Annotated in this window: 2 protein-coding genes and 1 pseudogene; all 3 read right to left on the bottom strand. The window is 73.9% G+C overall.

The genetic code is table 11. The features are described 5' to 3' along the window. Positions 1-22: 22 nt before the first annotated feature. Positions 23-6,337 carry a type I polyketide synthase gene (locus V1227_RS09900; RefSeq protein WP_442916526.1) on the bottom strand — a complete coding sequence of 2,105 codons (6,315 nt, stop codon included), beginning with the start codon at positions 6,335-6,337 and terminating at the stop codon, positions 23-25. Positions 6,338-6,431: 94 nt separating this feature from the next. Beyond that, complete coding sequence (locus V1227_RS09905) at positions 6,432-8,474, bottom strand: type I polyketide synthase (RefSeq protein WP_329792209.1); 2,043 nt, start codon at positions 8,472-8,474, stop codon at positions 6,432-6,434. After that, positions 8,432-13,714 (bottom strand): annotated as a pseudogene (locus V1227_RS09910) (type I polyketide synthase); the annotation flags it as partial. The pseudogene V1227_RS09910 and the gene V1227_RS09905, both read right to left, overlap by 43 nt. Positions 13,715-13,806: the final 92 nt, after the last annotated feature.

A 13,806-nucleotide genomic window follows, 5' to 3' on the forward strand; every position in this document is an offset into this window, starting at 1 on the left:
GCTCCTATGACGGCCGGGCTGGTCAGCGCGTGCCGAACTCGTGGTCGATCAGCGCGAGGATGGTGTCCGGGGTCGCGGTGTCGAGATCGCTCCCGGAGCTGTCCGAGCGCTTGGCCGTCCAGACGGACAGCAGGCGCTGCAGACGCCGGTCGACCTCGGTGTCGTCCGGATCGGTGCCGGCGAGCATCGCCTCGAGCCGGCCTATCTGTTCGATCAGCGCGGTGCTCGCCGGCTCGGCGTCACCGACCAGTTCGGTGTGCAGGAACGCCGACAGCGCGGCCGGGGTGGGGTAGTCGAAGACCAGCGTCGAGGACAGCCGCAACCCGGTGACGGCGCTCAGGCGGTTGCGGAACTCGACCGACGTCAGCGAGTCGAACCCGAGGTCGCTGAAACCGCGGGCGGGCTCGACGCTGTCGGCGCCCGTCCTGCCCAGCACCAGTGCGGTCTCCCGCCGGACCAGGTCGAGCAGCAGCTCGTTCGCCCTGGCCGGCGGCAGGCCGGCGAGCGTGCGCAGGAGCTCGTCGTCCTGCTGCGCGGTGGCGGCCTTGGCCCGCACCCGGCCGGGACCGCCGAGCAGACCGCGCAACAACGGGGACATGGACGCGTCCGAGGCGTTGGCGCGGGCCGTGGCGCGGTCGACCTTCAGCGCGAGCAGGACCGGGTGCGCGGTGGCGACGGCGGTGTCGAACATCGCCATGCCCTCGGAGGACGTGATGGGCGGGAAACCACCGCGGCGCAGGCGTTCCTCGCCCTCCTCGCCGAGGCGGCCACCCATGCCGCCCGCCCACAGGCCCCACGCGATCGAGTGGGCGGCCAGACCGTCGGCGCGGCGGCGGGTGGCCAGGGCGTCGAGGAAGCTGTTGGCCGCGGCGTAGTTGGCCTGCCCCGCGTTGCCCAGCACCCCGGCGGCCGAGGAGAACAGGACGAACCAGCGCAGTGGCAGGTGCCGGGTCAGCTCGTGCAGGTGGCCGGCGGCTCGGACCTTGGGGGCGAAGACGCGGTCCACCCGTTCCGGGGTGAGCGCGTCGACCAGGCCGTCGTCCAGGACGCCCGCCGCGTGCACGACACCGGTCAGCGGGTGCCGGTCCGGGATCGCGCCGAGCAGGTCCGCCACGGCGTCGCGGGAGGCGAGGTCGCAGGCGACGACGGTGACCGCGGCGCCCAGGCCCGTCAGGTCGGCGACCAGTTCGGCCGCGCCCGGCGCGTCCGGACCGCGCCTGCTGGTCAGGACGAGGTGCCGCACCCCGTACTCGGTCACCAGGTGCCGGGCGAGGGCCCCGCCGAGGTCCCCGGTGCCGCCGGTGATCAGCACGGTGCCGTCCGGATCGGGACCGGCCGGGATCGTCAGCACCAGCTTGCCGATGTGCTTGGCCTGGCTCAGGAAGCGGAACGCCTCCGGGGCGCGCCGCACGTCCCACACGCGGGTCGGCAACGGCGTGAGCACACCGCGGTCGAACAGCTCGACCACCTCGGACCACATCCGGGTGAGCAGCTCGGGTTCGGCCTCGATCAGGTCGAAGGGCCGGTACAGAACTCCGGGATGCCGCGCGGCGACCTCCTCCGGGTCGCGCAGCCCGGCCTTGCCCATCTCCATGAACCGGCCGCCCCGCGGCAGCAGCCGCAGCGAGGCGTCGACGAAGTCACCGGTCAGCGCGTCCAGCACGACGTCGACGCCCCGCCCACCGCTGGTGGCCCTGAAGTGCTCCTCGAAGCCGAGCGTGCGGGAGTCGGCGATGTGGCCGTCGTCGAGCCCGGCCTCGCGCAGGACGTGCTGCTTGCCGGTGCTCGCGGTGGCGTAGACCTCCGCGCCGAGGTGCCGGGCGATCTGGACGGCGGCCATGCCCACGCCGCCGGCGCCCGCGTGGACCAGCACCGACTCGCCCGCGCTCAGCCCTGCCAGCTCCTTGAGCCCGTAGTAGGCGGTCAGGAACACCAGCGGGACCGAGGCCGCGGTCTCGAACGACCAGCCCTCGGGAACGCGCGTGAAGTAGGCGCGGGGAGCGATGGCGACCGTGCCGACGCCGCCGGCGGCCACGCCCATCACGGCCTCGCCGACCGCCAGGTCCGTCACCTCGGACCCGACCTCGACCACCACGCCCGCCACCTCGTTGCCGAGGGGGCCGGGCTCGCCGTCGAACATGCCGAGCACGTTCAGCACGTCGCGGAAGTTCAGGCCGGCCGCGCGCACGGCGACGCGGACCTCGTTGGGCGCCAGCGGTTCCGATGCCTGCGGGTGCGGCTCCAGGCGCAGGTTGTCCAGGGTGCCGCGACCGGTCATGCCCAGGCGCCAGGCCGGGCCGGCCGGGGCGACGAGCTCGTCGGCCGCCGGCAGCGGGGCCAGGCGCGGTGCGGCGAGCTCACCACCGCGGGAGAGCAGCTGCGGCTCACCGGTGGACAGGGCGGCCGCCAGCTGTGCGGCGGTCGGCTCCGCGTCGGTGTCGATCAGCACGAACCGGCCGGGGTACTCGGACTGCGCCGAGCGCACCAGTCCCCAGACCGCGGCGGCCGCCGGGTCGACCCGGTCCGTGCCGGCCGCGTCGCGGGTGAGCACCACCAGGGTGGTGCCGTGCAGGCGCTCCTCGGCGTTCCACCGCTGGAGCACGGCGAGAACCCGGTTGGTCTCGGCCAGCGCGGTGCCCGCCACGTCGGCGCCTCCGCAGCGCACCGGGAGCACGACGACCGGCGGGGGCGGGACGTCGTCGTCCAGGTCGTCGGCGAACGCCCACTCGACTTCGGGGCCACCAGGGATGGAAAGCGTTTTCCACTCAAGGTGGAACAGCGAGTCCGATCCCCCGGGTTCGGTCGTCTTGAACTGGTCGGCGCTGATCTCGCGCAGCAGCAGCGCACCGATGGTGGCCACCGGCGCACCGACGCCGTCCGCGACCCGGAGCGTGACGGCGTCCGACCGGCCGGGGGTCAGCCGCACCCGCAGCGTGGTGGCGCCGACCGCGTGCAGGGCGACGTCCTGCCACAGGTGGGGAACCCGGGGACCGGAGTCCTCGTCGGCCGTGAGACCGATGGCGTGCAGGCAGGAGTCGAGCAGCGCGGGGTGCAGGCCGAACTTCTCCGCGTCCTTGCGCGCCTCCCCCTCCTCCGGCAGCCGCAGTTCCGCGTAGACCTCGTCCCCGAGGCGCCAGGCCGCTCGCAGGCCGCGGAACACCGTCCCGTACTCCAGGCCGTTGCGGGAGAACGCTTCGTACACGCCGTCCAGGTCGACGGCGGTGGCACCGCGCGGCGGCCATTCGGCCAGGTCGAAGTCCGGCGGCGCGACGGACGGGGTCAGGGTGCCGGAGGCGTGCCGGGTCCAGGGCCCCTCGCCCGCACGGGAGTGCAGGGACACCGACCGGCGGCCCGACTCGTCCGGCGCGGCCAGCACGACCTGGACGTCGCGCGGACCGTCCAGGAACACCGGCTCCAGCAGGGTGAGCTCCTCGAGGTGCGGGCACCCGGCCTCGTCGCCCGCGCGGAGCGCCAGCTCGACGAGCGCCGTTCCCGGCAGGAGCGCGGTGCCCGCGACGACGTGGTCGGCGAGCCACGGGTGGGTCGTGAGCGAGACCCGGCCGGTGAGGACGACCCCGGAGTCGTCGGCCAGCGCCACCGACGCGCCCAGCAACGGGTGGCGGGCGTCGGACAGCCCCAGCCCGGCCGGGTCTCCCGCGCCGCCCGCGGACTGCAGCCAGTAGCTGGCGCGCTGGAACGCGTAGGTGGGCAGCTCCACCGTGCGAGCCCCGGTGCCCTCGTAGAACGTCCGCCAGTCCACGCGTCCGCCGCGCACGTGCAGCGCGGCCAGTGCGGTCGTCGCCGTCACCGGCTCGGAACGGCCGCCCCGGAGCATCGGCACCGCGAGCACGTCCTCGTCGGGCAGGACCCGTGCGACCATCGCGGTCAGCACCGAGTCCGGTCCCAGTTCCACGAACTTCGAGACGCCCTCGGAGCGCAGCCAGGCGATCGAGTCCGCGAACCGGACGGGCTGCCGGACGTGCCGCGGCCAGTACCCCGGTGCGGTGACCTCGTCGGTGCCGGCGAGCTTGCCGGTCACGTTGGACACCACCGCGATGCTCGCGGCACCGTAGGAGACGCTCTCCGCGACCGCGGTGAACTCGGCGAGCATGCCGTCCATGCGTGCCGAGTGGCACGCGTGCGTCATGCGCAGCCGCTTGGTCTTGCGACCCTGCCGGGCGAACGACTCCGCCACCGCGAGGACCGCGTTCTCGTCGCCGGACAGCACGATCGCGTCCGGGCCGTTGACCGCACCGATCTCGACACCGTCGACGAGCGCGGCGCGGACCTCGTCCTCCGCGGCCTGGACGCTCACCATGGCGCCACCGGCGGGCAGCGCCTCCATGAGCCTGCCGCGCGCGGCGACCATCTTCGCCGCGTCCCGCAACGTCCAGACACCGGCCACGTGCGCGGCGGTGAGCTCGCCGATGGAGTGACCGGCGACGAAGTCGGGACGCACGCCCCAGGACTCCAGCAGCCGGAACAGCGCGACCTCGACGGCGAACAGCGCCGGTTGCAGGTAGCTCATCCGGTCGAGCAGGTCCTGGTCGTCGCCGAAGACCACGTCGGCGAGCGGCCGGTCCAGATGCTCGTCCAGTGCCGCCACCACCGCGTCGAACGCCTCGGCGTAGGCGGGAAACGCCCGGTACAGCTCACGGCCCATGCCGCAGCGCTGGCTGCTCTGCCCGGTGAACAGGAACGCCGTGCGCCCGATCAGCGGCGTGCCCGTGACGACGGCGGGGGAAGGCGTCCCCTGCGCCAGCGCGCTCAGACCGGCCACGAGGTCGTCCCGGTTGGAGCCGACCACCGCGGCCCGCCGGTCGAGCGTGGACCGGCCGGTCGCGAGCGAGTGGGCGACGTCGAGCGGATCGGCTCCGCCCACGGCGTCGAGCAGGCGGGAAGCCTGTGCCCGCAGGCCGTTCTCGTTCTTGGCCGACAGCACCCACGGAAGCACCGGAGGAGGCGTCCGTTCGACGTCCTCCCGCTCCTCCACGACCTGCTCCAGGATGACGTGGGCGTTGGTGCCGCTCAGGCCGAACGACGACACGGCACCACGGCGGGGCCGGTCGACAGCGGGCCAGGGACGCTCGTCGGTGAGCAGTTCCACGGCGCCCGCCGTCCAGTCGACGTGGGGCGACGGCTCGTCGACGTGGAGCGTGCGCGGCAGCACCCCGTGCCTCATGGCCTCGACGACCTTGATGATCCCGGCGACGCCGGCGGCCGCCTGGGAGTGGCCGATGTTGGACTTGATGGAGCCCAGGTACAGCGGCACGTCGCGGTCCTGACCGTAGGTGGCCAGCAACGCCTGCGCCTCGATCGGGTCACCGAGCCGCGTGCCCGTGCCGTGCGCCTCGACGAAGTCCACGTCCGATGTGGACAGACGAGCGTTCTTCAGCGCCTGGCGGATCACCCGTTGCTGGGACGGACCGCTGGGAGCGGTGAGACCGTTGGAGGCCCCGTCCTGGTTGACCGCCGAACCGCGGACGACCGCGAGAACGCGGTGCCCGTTGCGGCGGGCGTCGGACAACCGTTCCAGCAGCACCACACCGGCGCCCTCGGACCACCCCGTGCCGTCGGCGGCGGCGGCGAACGCCTTGCACCGCCCGTCGACGGCCAGCCCGCGCTGGCGGGAGAACTCCACGAACGTCTCGGGCGTGGACATCACCGTGACCCCGCCGACCACGGCCAGCGAACACTCACCGGTGCGCAGGGCGTGCCCGGCCAGGTGCAGTGCGACCAAAGAGGACGAACAGGCGGTGTCGACGGTCACCGCCGGCCCTTCCAGGCCGAACGTGTAGGACACCCGGCCGGACAGCACGCTGTTGGACGAGCCGGTGCCGATGAAGCCCTCGATGTCCTCGGACACCGACGTCAGCCCGGACACGTACTCCGCGCGCATCGCGCCGGCGAACACCCCGGTGGCGCTTCCCCTCAGCGAGGAGGGGGCGATCCCGGCGCGTTCCAGCGCCTCCCACGTGACCTCGAGCAGCAGGCGCTGCTGCGGATCCATGGCCAGCGCCTCGCGGGGTGAGATCCCGAACAGCTCCGCGTCGAACCTGTCCGCCTCGTGCAGGAAGCCGCCCGCGGTGGTGTACGTGGTGCCGCGGTGGTCCGGGTCGGGGTGGTAGAGCGCGTCGGCGTCCCAGCCCCGGTTGTCCGGGAAGCTGGTCACGCCGTCACCGCCCCGCGCCACCAGTCGCCACAGGTCCTCCGGCGAGTCCACCCCGCCGGGGTACCGGCAGGCCATCCCGATGACGGCCAGCGGCTCGGATGCGCTCTCCTGGACCTCGTCCAGGCGACGCCTGGTGTCGCGGAGCTCGGTCGTCAACCGCTTCAAGTAGTCGAGCGTCCGGTCGTCGCTGGTCATGCCGCTTCCTCCTTGTGACGGCGTCCTGTGTGGACGCCGCCACGAACGGAAAGGTCGAAGTGGGTCAGAGTTCGTTGTCGAGCAGGGAGAACATGTCGTCCAGCGTGGCGGCCTCGATGTCCGTCCCGTCGTCCGAGCCGGAACGGGTCTTGTCCCGCCACAGCGCGACCAACCGGCGCAGCCTCGTCTCCACGTGCGCCCCGTCGGTGGTCGCCGGGTCGAGCGCGGTCAGCGCCGCCTCCAGGTGGGTGATCTCGCTGTCCACACCGGACACTTCGGCGGCGGCCGCGGGTACCACCTCGGCCTGGAGGAACTCCGCCATGGCGTCCGGGGTCGGGTAGTCGAAGATCAGCGTCGCCGGCAGCCGCAGACCCGTCGCCTCGCCGAGCTGGTTGCGCAGCTCGACCGCGGTCAGCGAGTCGAAGCCCAGGTCGGTGAACGCCCGCTCGGGCTCGATCGTGTCCGGCCCGGCGTGACCGAGCACGGCCGCCGCCTGGCGGCGGACCACGTCGAGCAACGCCTGCCGGGCATCGGCCTGCGACAGCCCGGCCAGGCGCCGCCTCAGCTCCTCCGCCTGTCCCGCGTTCTCGGCCGAGGCCGACCGGCGGGCGCGCTGCGGCCGCACCAGCGCCCGCAGCAGCGGCGGCAGGGAGGCGTTCTCGGCGATCGCCCCGAGCCTCGCCACGTCGAGCTTCACCGGCACCGTCGCCGGTGCGGCCATGGACGTGGCCAGGTCGAACAACGCCAGGCCCTCGGCAGCGGTGAGCGCACCGAAGCCCTCGCGTGCCATCCGGCCGGCGTCCGTCGCCGCACCCATGCCGTCGGCCCAGAGGCCGTAGGCGAGGGAGGAGGCGGGCAGGCCGAGCGAGCGCCGGTGTTCGGCGAGCGCGTCGAGGAAGGTGTTCGCCGCGGCGTAGTTCGCCTGGCCCGGCGTGCCGAGGACGCCCGCGGCCGAGGAGAACAGGACGAACATCGTGAGGTCTCGCCCCCGGGTCAGCTCGTGCAGGTTCCAGGCCGCGTCCACCTTGGGGCGCAGGACCTTCTCCAGCCGGTCCGGCGTCAGCGAGGTGAACAGGCCGTCGTCGAGCACGCCGGCCGCGTGGACGACGCCGGTGAGCACCGGGATGCTCTCCAGCAGGTCCTCCAGCTGGGACCGGTCGGCCGCGTCGCACGCGACGACGCGGACCTGCGCGCCGAGCCCGGTCAGTTCGCCGGCCAGCTCCGCAGCACCCGGCGCGTCCGCGCCACGCCGGCCCACGAGAACGAGGTCCCGCACGCCGAGCGTGGTCACCAGGTGCCGGGCCACGACGGCGCCGAGGCCACCGGTACCGCCGGTGACGAGAACCGTTCCGCTCGCGTCGAGCACCCGCGGCACGGTCAGCACGACCTTGCCGGCGTGCTCGGCGTGACCGAGGAAGCGGGCCGCCTCGGGAGCCTCGCGGATGTCCCAGGAACGGATCGGCAGGGGGTTGAGCACTCCCGACTCGAACATCGTGACCAGCTCCTCCCACATCGCCGCGATCCGTTCGGTGCCGGCGTCCTCGACGTCGCACACCCGGTGAGTCACATCTGGATACTGCCCTGAGAAATCGCTCGCCGGGCGAAGATCGGCCTTCCCCATTTCCACCATCCGCCCACCGCGCGGCAACAGCCGCATCAACGCGTCGGTGGTGCCGCCGCCGAACACGACGTCAACGCCGCGGCCGTCGGTCGAGCCGAGGAACCGCTCCTCGAAGCCGGGAGTCCGCGAGGAGGCGATGCGGCTGTCGGGCAGGCCCGCCGCGCGCAGGACGTCCCACTGGCCTTCCTCCGCCGTGCCGTGGACCTCCGCACCGAGGTGCTGGGCGATCTGGGTGGCGGCCATGCCGACGTCCCCGGCCGCGCCGTCGATGAGCACCGACTCCCCGGCGGACAGACCGGCCAGGTCGTTCAGCGCGTACCAGGCGGTCAGGAACGCCCGCGGCACGGAGGCCGCCTGCTCGAACGTCCACCAGTGCGGGACCCTGGTGACGAGCGAGCGCCCGGTGCGGACGACCGGCCCGAAAGCGTTGTGCACCAAGCCCATCACCGGATCGCCGACGCGGAGGTCGGTGACGCCCTCCCCCACCTCCACGACGATGCCCGCGGCCTCGCGGCCGAGCAGACCTCCGTCGCCGACGCTGACGCCGGCGGCACGGACACCGATCCGGACCTCGTGCGCGGCCAGGGGCGCGGCGGCTTCCGGGAACGGCTGGAACGTGAACCGGCCCGGAGTCCCCCGTCCGACGGGTCCAGCAGCCAGGTGCGCTCACCCGGCGGCGGGACCAGTTCCGGCGCGCTGCTGGCCCGGACCAGGCGGCAGGCGTGCACGACTCCGTCGCGCACCGCCAGCTGCGTCTCGTCGCCGAGCGCGGTGAGCGCCAGGTCGACGTCCTGCTCGGAGGCGTCCACCAGCACCAGCCGGCCGGGGTTCTCCGCCTGGGCACTGCGGATCAGGCCCCAGACCGAAGCCGTGACCGGGTCGACCTCGTCGCAGCCGTTCACCCGCACCGCGTCGCGGGTGAGCAGGACGAGCCTGCCGTCCGCGTTGCGCTCATCGGCCAGCCACGCCTGGACGGTGGCGAGCGTGCTCGCCAGCACGTCGTGCACGGCGCGCGGGACCTCCTGGGAGAGCGGCCGGACCCTGAGCACCGCCACCGGGGGCGCGGTCTCCCCGGCCTCGTCGTGGAAGGCCCAGGCCACCGGGGCACCGCCACCCGCGACCGGAACCCAGTCCGCCCGGAACAGCCAGTCCGAAGTGGACGGACCGCTGTCGAGCTGGTCCGCGGACACTTCGCGCAGCAGCAGGGATCCGACGGTGAGCACCGGTGCGCCCGCGGTGTCGGTGAGCTCCAGCCGGACCGAGTCGGGACCGGTGGGCGTCACCGTCACGCGCACCGCGGTCGCGTTGGTGGCGTGCAGCGAGACGTCGCGCCACAGGAACGGCAGGCGTGCGGTCGCCTCCCCGTCGAAGCCGAGCAGCCCGATGGGGTGCAGGGCCGCGTCGAGCAACGCCGGGTGGATGCCGAAGCGGGCCACGTCGCCGTGCGCCGCCTCCGGCAGCACCACGTCGGCGAAGATCTCCTCGTCCCGCAGCCAGGCGGAGACGAGGCCCTGGAACACCGGGCCGTAGCTCAGGCCGGTGGCCTCCAGATCGGAGTAGAGGCCTTCCACCTCGAGGACTTCCGCGTCCGTGGGCGGCCATGCGCCCGCCGCCTCCGGGAGGCGGTTCTCGTCGGGCACGAGCACACCCGCCGCGTGCTGCGTCCACGGTTCCTCGACGGAGGCGTCCGCCGGCCTCGAGTACACCGCGACCTCGCGCCCGCCGTCCTCGGCCGCGGCGCCGACCACGACCTGGACGGCCAGTCCGCCCTGGTCGGGCAGCACCACCGGTGCCGCGAGGGTCAGCTCGGCCACCCTCGGGCAGCCGATCTCGTCACCCGCCCGGACGACCATCTCGACCAGGGCCGCGCCGGGGACCAGGACCGCGCCGAGCACGGTGTGGTCCACGAGCCACGGCTGGGCGGCGCGGGACAGCCTGCCGAAGCAGACCAGCCCATCGCCGTCCGGCGTCGACGTGATGGCACCGAGCAGCGGGTGCTCGGTCGTCGTCAGTCCGAGCCCGGCGGCGTCGCCGGTCGCCGGACCGCTCTCGAGCCAGTAGCGCTCGCGCTGGAAGGCGTAGGTCGGGAGGTCGACGCGCCGGGCACCGGTGCCCGCGAAGAACGCCTCCCAGTCCACGGTGACGCCCGTCGCCACCAACCGGCCGAAGGCGGCTTCCGCGGACTGCCGCTCGGGGCGGTCCTTGCGCAGCAACGGGACGAACACCGCCGCGTCGCTCGCGCAGTCGTGGCCCATCGCGGACAGCACGCCGTCCGGACCCAGCTCGACGAACTTGGTGACGCCCGCGGCTTCCAGTTCGCGGACGCCGTCGGCGAAGCGGACGGTGTCCCGCACGTGCCGCACCCAGTAGTCCGGGTCGGTCAGCCCGGTCGCCAGCCGGCCCGTCACGTTCGACACGACCGGCACCGCGGGCTCCCGGTAGTCCAGCGAGCGCGCGACCTCCGCGAACTCGGCGAGCATCGGGTCCATCAGCACCGAGTGGAAGGCGTGCGAGACCGCCAGGCGCCTGGTGCGGCGGCCCTGTGCGCGGAAGCTCTCGGCCACGGCCAGCGTGGGAGCCTCCACACCGGACAGCACGACGGCGGAGGGGCCGTTGACGGCGGCCAGGCCGACCTCGGCGGTGAGGTGCTCGCGCACCTCGTCCTCGGTGGCCTCCACGGCCACCATCGCGCCGCCGGTGGGCAGTGCCTGCATCAGCCGTCCGCGCGCCTCGACCAGCTTCGCCGCGTCCTGCAACGACAACACCCCGGCGACGTGCGCCGCGCCCAGCTCGCCGATGGAGTGACCGGCCAGGTAGTCCGGCTTCACGCCCCACGACTCGACCAGCCGGTACAGCGCGACCTCGAGGGCGAACAGCGCGGGCTGCGCGTTGCCCGTCTGGTTGAGCACCTCGGCGTCGTCGATCTCCCGGATGCCGGGCAGCAACGCCGCGATCTCGTCGTACGCCTCGGCGAAAACGGGGAACGCCTCGTACAGCTCACGCCCCATGCCCAGCCGCTGGGAACCCTGCCCCGTGAACAGGACGGCGAGCTGGCCCGCGACGGCGCGGTCCACGGTCAGGTTCGCCGCGGGCTGCCCCTCCGCCAGGGCCGCGAGCCCGGCGCGCAGGTCGGCCGGACGTCCCGTCACGACGGCACGCCGCTCGTGCATGCTGCGGCTGGTGACCAACGAGTACGCGACGTCCACCGGTTCCGCGAGCTCGGCGTTGAGCAGACGCTCCGCCTGCGCCCGCAAGGCTTTCTCCGTCCGTCCGGAAAGGACGTACGGCAGCATTGCCGGCGTCTTCACCTCCCGCGCGGGCACCGGGACGTCCGGTCCCTGCTCGAGGATGACGTGGGCGTTGGTGCCGCTGATGCCGAAGGCCGAAACGGCCGCACGGCGGGGGCGGTCGTGCGGCGCCCACGGCCGCGCCTCGGTCGCCAGCTCGACCGCGCCCCCGGCCCAGTCCACGTGCGGGGACGGCGAGTCGATGTGCAGGCTCGCGGGAATGGTCCCGTGCCGCATCGCCTCGACCATCTTGATGATCCCGGCGACGCCGGCCGCGGCCTGGGTGTGACCGATGTTGGACTTGATCGAGCCGAGCACGAGCGGCACGTCGCGGTCCTGGCCGTAGGTGGCCAGCACCGCCTGCGCCTCGATCGGGTCGCCCAGCGCGGTGCCGGTGCCGTGCGCCTCGACCGCGTCGACGTCCGAAGTGGACAGACCGGCGGCCGCGAGGGCCTGGCGGATCACGCGCACCTGGGACGGACCGTTCGGCGCGGTCAGGCCGTTCGACGCGCCGTCCTGGTTCACCGCAGAGCCCCGGACCACCGCGAGGACGCGGTGACCGTTGCGCCGGGCGTCGGACAACCGCTCCAGGAGCAGGAACCCGGCGCCCTCCGACCAGCCGGTGCCGTCCGCCGCCGCGGCGAACGGCTTGCACCGGCCGTCGGCGGCCAGGCCGCGCTGCCGGGAGAACTCGATGAACGGGTTCGGCGTGGCCATCACCGTCGCGCCACCCGCCAGCGCCAGGTCGCAGTCGCCCGACCGCAGCGACTGCGCCGCGAGGTGCAGCGCGACGAGCGACGACGAGCACGCGGTGTCCACCGACACCGCGGGACCCTCCAGCCCGAAGGTGTAGGCGACGCGGCCGGACAGGACGCTGTTCGCGCTGCCGGTGCCGAGCAGGCCCTCGAACCCGTCGGGGGTGCTCGTCAGGCGGGAGGCGTAGTCGTTGTACATCACGCCGGCGAACACACCGGTGGAGCTGCCCTTGAGCGCCGCCGGGTCGATCCCGGCGCGTTCGAAGGCTTCCTGGGCCGTCTCCAGCAGCAGGCGCTGCTGCGGGTCGACGGTCATCGCCTCGCGGGGCGAGATGCCGAAGAACTCGGCGTCGAAGTCCGCCGCGTCGAGCAGGAACCCGCCCTCGCGGGTGTAGCTCTTGCCGGTGCGGTCGGGGTCCGGGTCGTACAGGTCCTCGAGGTCCCAGCCCCGGTCGGACGGGAACGGCGTGATCGCGTCGGTGCCCTCGGAGACCAGCCGCCACAGGTCCTCCGGCGAGCGGACGCCACCGGGGTAGCGGCAGCTCATCGCGATGATCGCGACGGGCTCGTCCGACACGGCGGAGCGCGCCGCCGGGACGACCTCGGTGGCCGTCGCGCCGAGGAGCTCGGTGCGGACGTACTCGGCCAGCGCCAGGGGCGTCGGGTAGTCGAAGATCAGCGTCGCGGGCAGCCGCAGGCCGGTCGCCTCGCCGAGCCGGTTGCGCAGCTCGACCGCCGTGAGCGAGTCGAAGCCCAGCTCCGTGAACGCACGTCCCACCTCCACCGCGGCCGTTGCGCTGTGGCCGAGGACCTCCGCGACGCGCGTCCGGACCAGGTCCGTCACGTGCGTGCGCTGCTCGGCGTCGGAGAGCCTGGACAGCGTCTCCAGCAGTGCCGACACCGCCTGGGCGTTGACGGCGCTGCGCAGGCGCGGAACCCGCACCAGACCCCGCAGCACGACCGGGATCGGCGAGGTGCGGGCGTGGACCTGCAACGTCGCGAGGTCCAGCTTCACCGGTACCGGCACCGCCGTCTCCGCGGCGAGCGCGGCGTCGAACAGCGCGAGACCCTCCTCTTCGGACAGTGCACCGAAGCCCTCACGGCTCAGCCTGTCCACATCGGACCCGTCGCCCATGCCGTCGGCCCACAGGCCGTAGGCCAGGGACCGGGCGGGCAGGCCTTCGGCGACCCGCAGCTCGGCCAGGGCGTCGAGGACCGCGTTCGCCGCGGCGTAGTTCGCCTGCCCCGGGCCACCGAGGATGCCGGAGACCGAGGACAGCAGGACGAACTGGCTCAGCGGCCGGTCGCGGGTCAGCTCGTGCAGCGCCACGGCCGCTTCGGCCTTCGGGCGCAGCACGGTGTCCACCCGCTCCGGCGTCAGCGCCGTGACCACGCCGTCGTCGAGCACACCGGCGGCGTGCACGACCCCGGTCAGGTCGGGGATCGAGTCCAGCAACGCCGCCAGGGCGTCGGTGTCCGCGACGTCGCACGCCCTGACCTCCGCACCCAGCTCCGCGGCGAGCTCGGCCGCGCCGGGCGCGTCCAGGCCGCGGCGGCTGGTCAGCACCAGCTTGGTGACGCCGTGCACCCGCGAGAGGTGCCGGGCGACCGCGGCGCCGATCCCACCCGTGCCACCGGTGACGAGGACCGTGCCCTCGCCCCACACGGCCGGCTCGGCCGCCCGCGCCCGGACGAGCCGGGGCGCCAGTGCCTCGCCGTCGTGGACGCGGACCTGCGGCTCGCCCGTCGCGAGCGCCGTGCTCACGTCGTCGCCCT

It is taken from the genome of Lentzea sp. DG1S-22, assembly GCF_036321065.1.
In the GTDB taxonomy this organism is placed as follows: Bacteria; Actinomycetota; Actinomycetes; order Mycobacteriales; family Pseudonocardiaceae; genus Lentzea; species Lentzea jiangxiensis.